Raw genomic sequence first — 13,718 nt, 5'->3', positions numbered from 1 at the left:
CCATGGAGGAATGAAGAAGTCCCTCTCCGCCCTCGCGCTCGCCGCAGCATCCGTCATGGTCCTGTCGGGCTGCTCGGCGACCGCCGGCGGAACGGCGGACTCCGACGGCGAAGGGGGGCTGCTGCAGGTCGTCGCCTCGACCAACGTCTACGGTCAGCTGGCCGCATCCATCGGTGGCGATCGCGTCGAGGTCACCAGCCTGATCGACTCCGCGGCGAAGGACCCCCACTCGTACGAGGCGACCGCCCGCGACCGCCTGGCCGTGCAGAAGGCCGACCTCGTGATCGAGAACGGTGGCGGCTACGACGCCTTCATACAGGAGCTGGCAGAGGGGTCGGATGCCGTCGTGATCACCGCCGCCGAGTTCTCGCACGACTACCCGGATGCCATCGGCGACGACCACGCTGACGATGCGCACGCCGAAGACGACCACGACCACGCTGAAGACCACAGCGAAGAAGACCACGCCGGTCACTCGCACATCGAGGGCTTCAATGAGCACGTCTGGTTCGACGTGCACACGATCTCTCACGTCACCGAGCAGATCGCTGCCGACCTCTCCGCCCTCGACCCCGAGGGAGAGGCCGACTACACGGCTGCCCTCGAAGAACTGAACGGTGAGCTGTCGGCGATCGAAACCGAACTCGACGAGCTGCACGAGCGCCTCGAAGGCACGACCGTGTTCATCACCGAGCCGCTGCCCGGTCTGCTCGCCGCAGCCGCCGGTCTCGACGACGTCGCGCCCGACGGGTTCGCTTCCGCGGTCGAAGAGGGCAACGACGTCGCGCCGGCCACGCTGCTCGAAGCGCTCGCGGTGATCGAGGACGGAACCGTCGGTGCGGTGCTCACCAACGTGCAGACCGGTGGAGCCGAGACCGATCGCGTCGAGCAGGCCGCGACGGATGCCGGTATCCCGGTGGTCGCATTCAGTGAACTGCTCGAGGCCGATCAGACGTACGCTGAGTGGATGCGTGCAGCGATCTCCGACCTCGCCGCCGCCCTCGACGAGTGAGCGGCGGCGCTGACGGCGCATCCGCTCCGGCCCTGCGGATCCGTGGCGCGGCCCTGCATCGCGGATCGCGTGAGTTGTGGGCGGGGCTCGACCTCGATGTCGCCCCCGGCGAGTTCATCGCCGTACTCGGGCCGTCGGGTTCGGGAAAGACGACGCTGCTGCGCAGCATCCTGGGGCTGCAGCCCCTCTCTGCCGGTACCATCCATGTCGGTGGACGCGTCGCGCACCGCGGCAACCCCCGCATCGGCTACGTTCCGCAGCAGCGCCCGCTACCGCCCGATACGAGCATGCGCGCCCGCGACCTTGTCGCACTCGGGGTGCGCGGCACCCGGTTCGGGCTGCCGCTCCCGCGCCGTGGCGACCGTGAACGCGTCGATCAGCTGCTGCGAGACGTCGGCGCCGACCACTACGGCGACCGTCCGGTCGGGCTGCTCTCGGGCGGTGAGCAGCAGCGGCTGCGCGTGGGCCAGGCCCTCGCCGACCGTCCTGCGCTGTTGCTGTGCGACGAGCCGTTGTCGAATCTCGACCTCGCCAATCAGCGCGGCGTGACCGACATCATCGACCGGCAGCGTCGCGAGAACGACGCCGCCGTGATGTTCGTCACTCACGACATCAATCCGATCCTGGGGCGCGTGGACCGCATCCTCTACATCGCCGGTGGCCGCTTCGTGCTGGGCACCCCCGACGAGGTGCTGCAGACACGGGTGCTCACCGAGCTCTACGGCACGCCGGTGTTCGTGCTGCGTGCGGGCGACCGGCTCGTCGTCGTCGGCGTACCCGATGCCGAGCCGCACCACGACCACGGCGACGACGAATCCAGTGCGGGGGCGCACGCATGAGGGCGATGATCGACTGGAGCGACGTCTTCTCGTTCCAGGATTACGGCGAACTGCTGGCGCTACTGTCGAACTCACTGATCGCCGGCGCGGTGCTCGGCCTGGTCGGTGGCCTCATCGGCGTCTTCGTGATGCAGCGCAACCTCGCCTTCGCCGTGCACGGCATCAGCGAACTGTCGTTCGCGGGGGCCGCAGCCGCGCTGCTGTTCGGCGGAAGCGTGGTCGCCGGCTCGATCGGCGGAGCCCTGGTCGCGGCGATCCTCATCGGTGTGCTGGGATCGCGCGCCCGCGACCGCAACTCGATCGTCGGGGTGCTGATGCCGTTCGGTCTCGGCCTCGGCATCCTCTTCCTCTCGCTCTACGACGGACGCAGCGCGAACCGGTTCGGCCTGTTGACCGGTCAGATCGTTTCGGTATCGACCCCCGACCTGGGGTGGCTGATCGGCATCAGCGTCATCGTGCTGGCGGGGTTGCTGCTGATGTGGAACCCGCTGAGCTTCGACTCGCTCGATCCGGAGTCGGCGGCGGCGCGTGGCGTTCCGGTGCGCGCGGTGAACCTGGCGTTCATGGTGCTGCTCGGGCTGATTGTGGCGGTGAGCGTGCACATCATCGGCGCCCTGCTGGTGATGGCTCTGCTGGTGACCCCTGCGGCGGCGGCGATGCGCCTGAGCGCAGGTCCGGTGGCCGTCCCGCTGCTGGCGGCCCTGTTCGGCTTCGTGTCGGCGGTCGGCGGCATCATGCTGGCCCTGGCAGGCACTCTGCCGGTGAGTCCATACATCACCACGATCTCGTTCCTGATCTACGTCGGGTGCTGGATCACCCAGCGGGTGCGCCGACGCACCCGACGCACAGCCAACGGATGAGATCATTGAGATCAGGGGCCGAAATCTTCAGAAAGGCGAGTTCCGTTGAGCAACACGCATGACTCCGATGGCCAGCAGAACGGCGACTTCTTCGACCAGCTGCTGACCACAGCGCCGAAGGGCGAGCACTCCGCGTTCACGCAGGCGTTCCGCGGGTACGACAAGGCAGAGGTCGACGCCGCCGTCTCGACTCTGCGTGACCAGGTCAAGCGACTGACCTCCGACTTGGAGGGTCTCGACGCCCGCCACCGCGGCGAGCTGGAAGCGGTCCGCGGCGACAGCGAGCAGACCCTCTCCAGTGCGCTCGCCGAGAGCGACGAACGTGCGGCCCGGCTCGAAGAGGAGCTCAAGGCGGCCAAGGCGCAGGCCGAGGCTTCGGCCGAGCAGATCACCGCGCTCACCGAAGAGCTCACCGCAGCGGCGCGCGCCGAGGGCGACGACGAAGACGGCGCGGACCGCTCCGACGAGCCGCAGAGCCGTCAGCAGTTCGAAGCCGTGCTGCGCGTGGCCGAAGAGCAGGCCAGCGTGCTGATCCACAACGCGGCCTCGCAGGCCGAGCGCCTGCTCGAAGCGGCGCGTGAAGAGACCGAGGCGAAGCGCGCTGAGCTCGCCGCCGACGTCGCGCGCATCACCGCGCAGGCGCAGCAGGACGCCGACCAGGTGCGACTCAAGATCGACACCGAGCTGACCGCACACGAGGCCCGCCTCGAGCGCGAGGCTGCGCACGCCGCAGAGAAGGTGTCGCAGGCCGAGCAGGAGGCCGCCACGGTGCGCACCGAGGCCGAGAAGGTCGCCGCCGCGCTGCGCGCGATGGTCACCCGCGAGACGTCGGACATGCGTTCGGACGCCGAGCGCGAGGTGCGCGAGATGAACGCCCGCGTGCTGGAGTTCGAAGAGACCCTGACCCGCCGCCAGGACGACGCGCAGCAGGAGTTCCTGGTGCTGCACAACCAGGCCGTCGCCCACGCCGAGCGCATCACCTCGGATGCCAACGAGCAGGTCGCGGCCTCGCTGGAGCACGCGCAGCGCATCTCGAACAAGGCGGAGGACTACGAGAAGCTGATGCGCTCGCAGGCGCAGGCGATCGAGGCCGAGGCTCACGTGAAGGCGCGCGAGACGCTGGAGCGCGCTCGCGCCAAGGCGCAGAAGATCGTCGACTCGGTCACCGGCCACGCCACCGGCGCGCTGCGCGACGCCGAAGACGCCACGCGTCAGCTGCGCTGGCAGCAGCAGCAGCTGAACAGCTTCATGGCCGAGGTGCGCGAACTGCTGCGCCCCGAGGGTGTGCTCACCGGTTCAGCTGCGGCCGTCGCCGCGACCGATGACGCCGATGACATGCCCGTCGAGGACGTCGCGGTCGCCGAGGTGGCCGACGAAGAGGCCTCGGATGCTACCGACGAGTTCCTCGGTGACGAGCCGCTGGAGGATGAGCTGACGGCATCCGACTGACCCGGAAACGGTCAGCCGGCCCGGCCTAGACTCGGATCATGGCTCAGCGGAACACCTGGCAGCGCGAGCGCGTGCGCGACGCGCTCGCGGAAGCGCGCGGATTCGTCAGCGCGCAGACTCTGCACGCCGAGTTGCGCCAGGCGAACACGGGTATCGGTCTCGCCACGGTCTACCGCGCTCTGGCGGGGCTCGCGGCCTCGGGCGAGGCGGATTCGCTGCAGAGCCCCGAGGGCGAAGCGCTGTACCGTGCGTGCGAGACGCAGGAGCATCATCACCACCTGATCTGCCGCTCGTGCGGACTGACGGTCGAGATCGAGGCCAAGGACGTCGAGCAGTGGGCCAAGCGCACGGCTGCTCTGCACGGCTTCCGTGACGCCGAGCACGTCGTCGACATCTTCGGACTGTGCGCGGCGTGCGCGAATCGGATCGACGGCAAGGAAGGCGCGTGACGCCCTCGTCGACTGCCGAGCGCACGCCGCGCAGTCACGCGCACACGCATGCGCACCGGCGCAGCGTGCCCACCGGCAAGGCCATCGCGATCGGTCTGGCCATCGTTGCGGTGCTCGTGCTCATCGACGTGTTCGTGCCGACACTGTTCCCGACCGCGCTGCCGGATCGTGCACAGGACGGACTGACGCTCAGCATCAGCGTGCTGATCGAGGCGCTGCCGTGGGTGATGCTCGGCGTCGTGCTCTCGATCGTCGTGCAGGTGTGGATGCCGGCCGATGTGCTGCAGCGCTGGCTGCCGCGCAACGCCTGGGCACGCCGGGCCGTGCTGTCACTGCTGGGCATGTTCATCCCGGTCTGCGAGTGCGGCAACGTGCCCTTCGCCCGCGGCCTGATGATGCGCGGCCTCGCCCCGTCCGAGGCACTGACGTTCCTGATCGCCGCGCCGATCGTCAACCCGATCGTCATCCTCACCACGCACGCCGCGTTCGGGTGGGACGACGGCATCCTGGTGGCGCGTCTGGTCGGCGGATACCTGATCGCCAATCTGATCGGCTGGATCTTCAGCCGCCACCGTGACCCGCAGGCGATGCTGACCGCCCGGTTCGTCGACACCTGCGAGCAGGTGGCACACGAACCCGGTTCGCCCGTGCGCCGCAGCCTGGTGCAGTTCCTGGTCGAGTTGCGGGCGGTCATGCCGGCGCTGGTGATCGGTTCGGCACTGGCGGGCGCCGTGCAGGTGCTGGTGCCGCGCGATGTGCTGCTGGCGATCGGTTCCAACCCCGTGCTGTCGATCCTCGCGATGGTGGCGTTGGCGATGACGGTCGCGATCTGCTCGAACGTCGACGCGTTCTTCGCCCTGTCGTTCGCCTCGACGTTCTCGGCCGGTGCGCTGATCGCGTTCCTGATCGTCGGCCCACTGGTCGATGTGAAGATGATCGCGCTGCTGCGCACCACCTACACGACCCGCGTGATCGCGGGCGTGGTCGGCGTGGTGATCCTCGCCGCCTGCGCGATCGGCATCGGGGTGAACGTCTTTGGCTGAGCACACCGACACCGACCGCCCTTCGACGGCGCACGCCCTGGCCACCCGGTGGTTGGGGGCGGGGCTGGCGAGCGTGATGTCGGTGATCACCCTCGGACTGGCCGTGACCGGCCGGCTCACGCTGTACATCAGCCCCGAGACGGTCTGGTTCGCCAGTGCTGCCGCCGTGGTGACGCTGGTGCTGGCGGTCTGGTCGTGCACGCTGCCGCTGGGCGCCGAGGGCGATCATGACCACGACCACACGACTCCGGCCGGAACCTCGGATGCCCGGGCAGCCCGCCGCCGCACGATGCAGACCGTCGCCGTGGTGAGCGGCGGAGCGATTGCATCCGCTGTCGTCGTCGCGGCGTTGGTGCTGCCGCCGGCGTCGCTCTCGGCCGCGCTGGCCGTCTCGCGCGCCGGCGAGACGCCGACGCTGTTCGCCGGCGCCGACGACGTCACGCTCGGTATCGCCGACACGACGACGTTCGGCGTGGGGGAGTGGTCGACGGCGTTCGCGACGTCGACACGCCCCGAGAACTACGACGGGTCCCCCGTCACCCTGGTCGGATTCGTCACGCCGAACTCCGAGGGCGACGTGAACCTGACGCGCATGGTGATCTCGCACTGCGTGATCGATGCGCAGCCCGCCTCGGTGCCCGTCAGCGGCCCCGGCCTGACCGAGACGTACGAGACCGGTCAGTGGATCGAGGTGAGCGGCACGGTGCGCGCCGACGCTGACGGCACCCTGCGCATCGAACCGTCCGAGGTCACGAAGATCGATGAGCCGAAGGATCCGTATGAGTACTGACGGATCCGACGGCGTCCCGCTCACGCGCGCGCAGTTGCGCGCGCAGCGCGCCGCCGAGGAGGCCGCCACCGCACCAGACGCGTCGAGTGCGTCGGATGCTGTCGCGCCAGCACCATCGGATGCTGCCCAGCGGCCCGTGGTCGAGCCTGACGTGGCGGATGCTGCCGTGCAGCCCGAGCCCGAGCCCGAGCCCGAGCCCGAGCCCGCGACCGAGCCGGTCGACGCAGGCACCGCGCCGCAGATTCCGTTCCCGTCTGGTCCGGTCCCCAGCATCCCGGCGATCCCCGACCCCGTGCTCGAGCCGGCGCCCGCGCACGAGAACGAGCATCGCGCAGCCGCGGCGCCCGGCAACCGGCGCTTTCTCATCGCGCTGTGGTCGGTGCTGGGCATCCTCGCTCTCGTCGTCGCCGGACTCGGCGTCGTCAGCGTCACGCAGGGACCGCGTCTCAGCCAGGTGCAGGTCGACCCGATGCAGGCGATCGAGTCGACGGGCAGTCGCGTCATTCTCACCGCCAACCAGAGCCTCGACCCGATCGATCCCGAGCAGGTGACCGTCGAGCCAGCCGTACCGTTCAGCGTCGACGCGAACGGGCGCAGCATCGGAGTGCGCTTCGCCGTGCCGCTCGATGACGACACCCAGTACCGCGTGGCGGTGGCGGGCGTCACCGCCATCGGCGGAGGCCCGTCCAGTGAGCTTGAGACGACCTTCACGACGCCCGCGTCGCAGCTGTTCCTGTTGCAGCGCACCGCGGATGAAGACACCATCTTCGCCACCGACATCGCCGGTGAGGCGACGCCCGTGTTCACGCACCCGCGCATCGGTGACTACCGGGCCACCTCGAGCCTCCTGGTCGTCGCCGTCGAAGAGCAGCAGGGTTCGCGCCTGATCGTCATGAATCGCGACGGCTCCGACCAGCGCGACCTGGAGATGCCCGGCGACGGATACGTGTCGTCGGTACAGGTGTCGGACCGCGGTGGTCTGGTTGGCTACAGCTACTCGGATCTGGAGCTCACCGAGACTTCCGGACGCGCAAGCGTGCTCGTCACCCAGCCGCTCAACGGCAGCGGAGAGCCGCGCATCGTGCAGATCGACGACGCCGACGCGAGCATCGCCGAATGGCAGTTCGTGCCCGACTCGTCCTCGCTGCTGTTCATCGATTTCAACGGGGCGCTGAGCCTGGAAGACCCCACCACCGACGCGGGTGTGCAATCGCTGGGCGTCGCCGCCAGCATCCTGGGAACGACCCGCACCACCTACACGGCGATCGTCGAACGCGCCGATGCCTCCATCGTCGAGCTCAACCTCACCGACGGCAGCGCGGCGCCGCTGACCGAATCCGACCCCGACTACGGCCCTCCCACAGCGATCGAGACGTTCCCCGGCGGAACCCTGCGCTACGTCGTGCAACGCGACGAGAGCGGCATGCCCACCGGACAGGCCGTCGTGAAGGTCGACGACGATGGAGCCGCAACCGTCGTCGCAGAAGTCAGCGGAACGGATGCCATCGTGCAGGTCTGCGCATCACCGAGCGGCCAGTACGCCGCGGTCGCGGTCGCGCCCGATCTGCCGACCAACGACTACGACGACATGCTGTTGCCGCTGCCGACGACCCTGCACACGCAGCTGCTCGACCTGCGCGGCGATGAGCAGCTGCCGACGCTCAGCGGTTTCGACATCTCGTGGTGCCGCTCCGCCCCGCAGTGGTGAGAACGCCCGCGCCGGCCCCGGAACGCGCGGTACGACCGCACGACCTCCTCGGGCTGCCGGTCGACGTCGCGCCCCGCCTGTTGGGCGCGCGGCTGCACACCGTGGTCGACGGCGTCAGCATCCGCCTGCGCATCACCGAGGTCGAGGCCTACCACGGCCTCGGGACGGGCCCCGTGCCCGACCCCGGTTCGCACGCCCGGATGGGGCCGACCGCGCGCAACGCGACCATGTGGGGTCCCCCGGGGCACCTCTACGTGTACCTGAGCCACGGCATCCACTCGTGCGTCAACGTCGTCTGTGGGCCGGAGGGCACCGCGGGCGGTGTGCTGTTGCGTGCGGGTGAGGTGATCGAGGGGGCGGATGCTGCCGCCCGGCGCCGCGGTGTTACCGGTCCGCTCACCGCCGCCTCTCGGCGCGATCTGGCGCGCGGACCAGGCCGGCTCGGGCAGGCGGTCGGGCTGCGTCACGCGCTGCACGACGGGATCGACTTCGCGACGGGCGCGGAACTCAACGGGGCGCGCGCCGGCCTCTTCTGGGGCGAGGCGCCCGTCGAGGTGTCCTCCGGGCCGCGGGTCGGCGTGGCGGGTCTGGGTGGCACCGGGGCCTACCCGTGGCGGTTCTGGATTGCCGGTGACCCGACGGTGTCGGCGTTCCGCTGGGGGCGCGGCGCCTTCGAAGCCTCGGCGGGCCTGCCGGGCGCTCCGTGAATACGGGCTATCGTCGGATCGGTCAGCGAACCGTCGGGCATCCGCAGGATTCGCGCACCCGCAGCTCGGTACCGAACTCCACGAAGCGCGGCGTCGTGTCAGGCTCGACAAGTGCGGCGATCGCCGCGTCGGCCATCGCCTCGAGGGGCTGCACCACGGTCGTCATGCGGGGCCAGACGTAATCGACTGCGCTCGTGCCGTCGAACGAGACGAGCGCGACGTCCTCGGGAACACGCACCCCGGCTTCGCGCATCGCGGTCAGCAGGCCGAGCACGATCTGGTCCGAGGCCGCGAGGATTCCGCGCGGCAGCGTGCCGTCACGCAGCAACCTCTGGCCGGCGTCGTACCCGCCTTCGTACGAGAACGTCGTGTGCAGCAGCGGGCCGGGCGAGAGCTGCGCAGCCGTGAGGGCTTCTCGCCAGCCGCGTTCGCGGCCATCGAGCCGTGACACACTGCCGACGAAGGCGATGTCGCGGTAGCCGTGGCCGATCAGATGCTCGACGCCCTGACGCGCACCCGAGACGAAGTCGACGCCGATGCCCGACATGCCGTCGATGTCACCGAACTGACCGATCATCACGCTGGGAATGCCCAGGTTCTCGACCAGCGCCTGTTCGCCGGCGGTGAGGATGTTCGCAATGACCAGGCCGCTGATCTGCCGCGACGCCAGATCGCGGATCTGATCGGAGGTCGAGGTCTGCGTGCGATCGCTGTTGACGATCAGCAGTTGACGCGAGCGTGCGGCGCTGGCCCGGTCGAGAGCGTGCCAGAGGGCTGTGAAGAACGGATTGCCGTTGTCGGAGACGAGCAGACCAAGCATGTCGGCCTGCCCCTTCGACAGCGCTCGTGCCGCGAGGTTGGGGCGGTAGCCCAGGACGCGCACCGCGTCGAGCACGCGCTCCTTGGTCAGCGGAGCGACCGCCTTCGGGCCGTCGTTGAGCACGTAGCTCACGACGGCGGTGCTCACGCCGGCATAGCGGGCGACATCGGCGCGGGTGACCGGGCGGGGCCGTGGATCGTCAGACACGAGGATCGCCGAAATCGGGGATGATGAGACGCTCGCCGCCGCGTCGCGCGGACTCGTGCGCGATGACACCGGGAAGCGTGAAGCGCGCCGCTTGCCACGCATTGACCGGTGGCAGGGTCTGCTCGTTCACAGCGCGCACGAAGTCGTCGACAAGGAAGTGATGGCTTCCCTCGTGCCCGTTGGGCAGCGATCCCAGCTCGGTCGGGATGCGACCGCGATCCGCTTCATGGACCTCAGCGTAGCCCGATACGAACGCTTCCCGCAGCGCCGGCGCGATCCGGGCAAGAGCGGCGTCGTCCGTCGACAGGGACGAACGGGTGTCGATCAGATGCGAGATGTCTTCGACGCCCGTGCGGTTCTGCCAGACGGTGGTCGTCGCGAGCTGTTCGAAAGAGCCCTCGGTGCCGAACCACCGGAATCGGGATTCGCGCAGATGCGACGGATAGCCGACGCGCCGGAACTCGTTGACGCGCATCGAGCCGCCGGCGTCGAGCTCGAACAGAGCGGTCGCGTTCGAGAAGTCGTTGTCGAACTGGCTGACCGCACGGTCGAACACGCCGTCGCCGCGCTGGTCGACGACACCGATCGCCGAGACCGCCGTGGCGTGGGTCGGCCAGGCGCCGAGCACGCCGCCGATCGAATGGGTGGGGTACAACAGCGGGGGATAGCTGGCCGTGCTCTTCCAGTCCGCGCCGCCCGAGTACTGGTAGGCCTCGTAGAACCCGAGGTCCATGTCGTGCACGTAGTCGCCTTCGCCGTAGAACAGGCGGCCGAACTCGCCGCTTGCGAGCTTCTGGCGCGCGAATACGGTCGCCGGGTTGTAGTAGCTGGTCTCGCCCATCATGTAGGTGAGCCCGGTCTCGCGCACGGCTTCGATGATCGCGGCGATCTCTTCAGTGCTGATCGCCATCGGCACCGCCGAGTACACGTGCTTGCCGGCGCGCAGCGCCTTGACGACCAGCGGGCCGTGCGTCCAGCGCTGCGTGAAGATCGCGACGGCATCCACCGGAGACGCGAGCATCTCGTCGAAGGTGTCGAAGGTGCCGTCCAGTCCGGCCGAGTGCACCAAATCTGCGGCGCGGGAGGGGACCACATCGGTCACATGCACCGCGGATACGCCGGGGTGGTGGTGGAACAGTGTCGCGAATTGACCGGCGAACTGACCCGCGCCGACGAGTCCTACGGTGAACGCCATGGCTGGCAGTCTTGCATTCGTGATCTACGGGTGTCAACTGGAAAAGGGATCCCGGAACCTTGCCCCTCAGTAGGGTTCCGGGACCCCTGTGTACCCCAGTGGTCTACGCGGGTAGAGTAGCACGCTTCGCGCGAGTTTGCACTCATTCGAGGCAGGGCCGTGCATGTGAAGCGCCGTGGGCGTGCTAGACTGACTCTTTGTCTGCGCGCTCTCCTGTGCGCAGTTCGCATCGCGTGAGAGCGCGATGCCGACAAGGGATCTTGGGTGAGGCCGTCCGGCCTCACGGTATTGAAGGAGTCACCACTATGGCAGCAGTGTGCCAGGTGACCGGTGCTGTTCCCGGCTTCGGTCACAACATCTCGCACTCGCACCGCCGGACGAAGCGTCGCTTCGACCCGAACGTGCAGAAGAAGACCTACTACGTCCCGTCGCTCGGTCGTAAGGTCACCCTGAACGTGTCCGCCAAGGGCATCAAGGTGATCGACGCTCGCGGCATCGAGAAGGTCGTCGCGGACCTCCAGGCGAAGGGTGTGAAGCTCTAATGGCCAAGAAGGCACAGGACGTTCGTCCGATCATCAAGCTCCGCTCGACGGCGGGCACCGGTTACACCTACGTGACCAAGAAGAACCGTCGCAACACCCCGGACCGCCTCGTGCTGAAGAAGTACGACCCCGTGGTTCGCAAGCACGTCGAATTCCGAGAGGAGCGTTGATCCATGGCTAAGAAGAGCAAGATCGCTCGCAACGAGCAGCGCAAGGTCATCGTCGAGCGCTACGCAGAGCGTCGCGCCGAGCTGAAGAAGACCCTCGTCGACCCGAACGCCACCGACGAGGCCCGCGAGGCCGCACGCGTCGGCCTGCAGAAGCTGCCGCGCAACGCGTCGCCGGTTCGGGTTCGGTCGCGTGACGCCATCGACGGCCGCCCCCGTGGTGTGCTCACGAAGTTCGGCATCTCGCGTGTCCGCTTCCGTGACATGGCTCACCGTGGCGAGCTGCCCGGTATCACCAAGTCGAGCTGGTAAGTCTCACTCGAAAGGGGCGAGGATCTTCGGATCCTCGCCCCTTTTGCATGCCCGCGTGATCTCTGGGTCTTGGCGCATCGGGAGGAGAAATCCCCTTCGGGAGGAGGGATCTGCGGCATCCGACCTCCCGAGCCCGAGAAGTCCTCCCGAAGTACCCAGCAGCGTTGTCGCGCACATCCTGACTCCGGCACATGTTCTCCACAGGCACTGGGAATCTGGGGTTGCCGCGTCGATCCAAGGCCACACCATCGACGCATGGATGTCATGAAGGCACTGGACCGGTTCGACGGTGTAGCGCGCATTGAGACCCTGCGCCGCCTTGGAGTCAGCGAGCAGCGCCTGCGGCGCGCGCGAGAAGCGGGGTGGATCGTTTCGGTGCGGCGCGGCTGGGTTGCCCGCGCCGACGCGGATCGGATGCTGGTGACCGCCGCCCGAAGGGGGGTCGTGCTTACCTGTGTGACCCTCGCCCAGCGACGGGGGCTCTGGGTGCTCGATGCTGCGGAACCGCATGTCGGCGCACCACCGCATGCCGGACACGTCAGCGTGGGAGTCGGCGCTGAAGAAGGGGCTCGTCGATCGTGGTGTGCTTTCGCGTGCCTCCCTGCCGCCGGATGCCCGGCGTATGCTGCGCGAGGCGACGCCGTTCGCGGATGCTGGTACCGAGAGCATCTTCCGCACGCGATTGCGCTGGTTGGGCGTGCGCATCGTGCCGCAGGTGTGGCTGCACGGTCATGCCGTCGACTTCCTGATCGGTGATCGACTGGTCGTGCAGATCGATGGTGGACACCACGTCGGCACGCAGCGCACCAGCGACATCCACCACGACGCGGTGCTCAAGCTGCATGGCTATCACGTGATCCGCATCGGCTACGACCAGTTGATGAATCACTGGCCCGAGGTGCAGCGGATCATCCTCGCCGCCATCGCGCAGGGGCTGCATCTCGCCGCGTAGCGCCCGTCGACGTCGCACCAGGCTTCGGGAGGAGAATCCCCCACGGGAGGAGAGATCTGCGGCATCCGACCTCCCGAGCCCGAGAACTCCTCCCGGGGCAACGCGGTTCGAGAAGCCGCGGCGCGAAGCAGTGCGCGCGTGGCGCAACACCCCGAAACTGTGACCGATGTGACCAAAGTGGCCCGACGCGCCGGGAAAACACTCCGAAACCCGCGAAATGACGCGGGATTCCCGGCATCCGTTGATACATTCGAGGCGGTCGATCTGACCGACGGGGGGAATCCCGAAACCAACAGACTGCGACGTATCTCGTCGCTGGAGGATGACATGGCTGACAAGTCCATCACCAAGACCGAGCTCGTCGCGAGCATCGCTTCGGCCACCGGCGAGAGCCAGGCCACCGTTTCGCGCGTGCTCGACTCGCTCTTCGGCACCGTCTCCGACGCCGTTGCCAAGGGCAGCAAGGTCTCGATCCCGGGCTGGATCTCGTTCGAGCAGGTCGACACCGCCGCTCGCACCGGCCGCAACCCGCAGACCGGCGCCGAGATCAAGATCCCGGCCGGCAAGCGCGTCAAGGTGACCGCTGGCTCCAAGCTGAAGGCAGCCGTCAAGTAAGACCGCTCCTGCGAAGAGAGGCCGTCCTTCGGGGCGGCCTCTCTTCGTCTT

At 68.4% G+C, this 13,718-nt stretch carries 16 protein-coding genes and 1 pseudogene; 15 read left to right on the top strand and 2 right to left on the bottom strand.

The window, feature by feature from the left end; all coding sequences use genetic code 11:
• The first annotated feature begins 10 nt into the window (after positions 1–10).
• The 9 genes from JF543_RS01400 to JF543_RS01360 all read left to right on the top strand — a co-directional run bounded on the left by JF543_RS01400 (position 11) and on the right by JF543_RS01360 (position 8,857).
• Entirely contained in the window at positions 11–1,012 is a 1,002-nt protein-coding gene (locus JF543_RS01400) for a metal ABC transporter solute-binding protein, Zn/Mn family (RefSeq protein WP_206822527.1), read from the top strand.
• Entirely contained in the window at positions 1,009–1,851 is an 843-nt protein-coding gene (locus JF543_RS01395; protein WP_206822526.1) for a metal ABC transporter ATP-binding protein, read from the top strand. Before JF543_RS01400 ends, JF543_RS01395 begins: the two co-directional genes overlap by 4 nt.
• Positions 1,852–1,856: 5 nt before the next feature.
• The gene (locus tag JF543_RS01390; protein WP_179409663.1) at positions 1,857–2,711 is read left to right on the top strand and encodes a metal ABC transporter permease; all 855 of its coding nucleotides are present in this window, start codon (positions 1,857–1,859) and stop codon (positions 2,709–2,711) included.
• Between the two features lie 45 nt (positions 2,712–2,756).
• A complete protein-coding gene (locus tag JF543_RS01385; RefSeq protein WP_206822525.1) occupies positions 2,757–4,160 on the top strand; it encodes a DivIVA domain-containing protein in 1,404 nt (467 codons plus the stop codon).
• A gap of 38 nt (positions 4,161–4,198) precedes the next feature.
• Entirely contained in the window at positions 4,199–4,609 is a 411-nt protein-coding gene (locus JF543_RS01380; RefSeq protein WP_179409665.1) for a Fur family transcriptional regulator, read from the top strand.
• A gap of 65 nt (positions 4,610–4,674) precedes the next feature.
• A complete protein-coding gene (locus JF543_RS01375) occupies positions 4,675–5,652 on the top strand; it encodes a permease (RefSeq protein WP_206824170.1) in 978 nt (325 codons plus the stop codon).
• Positions 5,645–6,442 carry a TIGR03943 family putative permease subunit gene (locus JF543_RS01370; protein ID WP_241263507.1) on the top strand — a complete coding sequence of 266 codons (798 nt, stop codon included), beginning with the start codon at positions 5,645–5,647 and terminating at the stop codon, positions 6,440–6,442. The genes JF543_RS01375 and JF543_RS01370 overlap by 8 nt, the downstream gene beginning before the upstream one ends.
• A complete protein-coding gene (locus tag JF543_RS01365; protein ID WP_242519365.1) occupies positions 6,432–8,150 on the top strand; it encodes a hypothetical protein in 1,719 nt (572 codons plus the stop codon). The genes JF543_RS01370 and JF543_RS01365 overlap by 11 nt, the downstream gene beginning before the upstream one ends.
• A complete protein-coding gene (locus JF543_RS01360; protein WP_431522676.1) occupies positions 8,144–8,857 on the top strand; it encodes a DNA-3-methyladenine glycosylase in 714 nt (237 codons plus the stop codon). The genes JF543_RS01365 and JF543_RS01360 overlap by 7 nt, the downstream gene beginning before the upstream one ends.
• A 22-nt stretch (positions 8,858–8,879) precedes the next feature.
• On the opposite strand, the gene JF543_RS01355 is transcribed toward JF543_RS01360, so the two are convergent.
• A complete protein-coding gene (locus JF543_RS01355) occupies positions 8,880–9,884 on the bottom strand; it encodes a LacI family DNA-binding transcriptional regulator (RefSeq protein ID WP_347401062.1) in 1,005 nt (334 codons plus the stop codon).
• Complete coding sequence (locus JF543_RS01350; RefSeq protein ID WP_179409667.1) at positions 9,877–11,079, bottom strand: Gfo/Idh/MocA family protein; 1,203 nt, start codon at positions 11,077–11,079, stop codon at positions 9,877–9,879. Before JF543_RS01350 ends, JF543_RS01355 begins: the two co-directional genes overlap by 8 nt.
• 305 nt (positions 11,080–11,384) lie before the next feature.
• Between JF543_RS01350 and rpmB the strand changes: the two genes are divergently transcribed.
• The 6 genes and pseudogenes from rpmB (at position 11,385) to JF543_RS01325 (ending at position 13,667) form a co-directional block, all read left to right on the top strand.
• Complete coding sequence (rpmB, locus tag JF543_RS01345) at positions 11,385–11,621, top strand: 50S ribosomal protein L28 (RefSeq protein ID WP_179409668.1); 237 nt, start codon at positions 11,385–11,387, stop codon at positions 11,619–11,621.
• Positions 11,621–11,791 carry a 50S ribosomal protein L33 gene (gene rpmG / locus JF543_RS01340; RefSeq protein WP_046014935.1) on the top strand — a complete coding sequence of 57 codons (171 nt, stop codon included), beginning with the start codon at positions 11,621–11,623 and terminating at the stop codon, positions 11,789–11,791. The genes rpmB and rpmG overlap by 1 nt, the downstream gene beginning before the upstream one ends.
• A gap of 3 nt (positions 11,792–11,794) precedes the next feature.
• The gene (gene rpsN / locus JF543_RS01335; protein WP_179409669.1) at positions 11,795–12,100 is read left to right on the top strand and encodes a 30S ribosomal protein S14; all 306 of its coding nucleotides are present in this window, start codon (positions 11,795–11,797) and stop codon (positions 12,098–12,100) included.
• 255 nt (positions 12,101–12,355) lie between these two features.
• Positions 12,356–12,442, top strand: a pseudogene (locus JF543_RS14335) (hypothetical protein); the annotation flags it as partial.
• A gap of 151 nt (positions 12,443–12,593) precedes the next feature.
• Positions 12,594–13,052, top strand: a complete 459-nt coding sequence (locus tag JF543_RS01330; protein ID WP_242522209.1) for an endonuclease domain-containing protein — start codon at positions 12,594–12,596, stop codon at positions 13,050–13,052.
• A gap of 327 nt (positions 13,053–13,379) precedes the next feature.
• Positions 13,380–13,667: an HU family DNA-binding protein gene (locus tag JF543_RS01325; protein WP_087129650.1), complete on the top strand. Its 288-nt coding sequence runs from the start codon at positions 13,380–13,382 to the stop codon at positions 13,665–13,667.
• The last annotated feature ends 51 nt before the right edge of the window (positions 13,668–13,718 follow it).

Origin of the sequence: Microbacterium esteraromaticum (assembly GCF_017303215.1) — a bacterium.
GTDB classification, from domain to species: domain Bacteria; phylum Actinomycetota; class Actinomycetes; order Actinomycetales; family Microbacteriaceae; genus Microbacterium; species Microbacterium esteraromaticum_C.
This window is presented reverse-complemented; position numbering and strand designations above follow the sequence as displayed.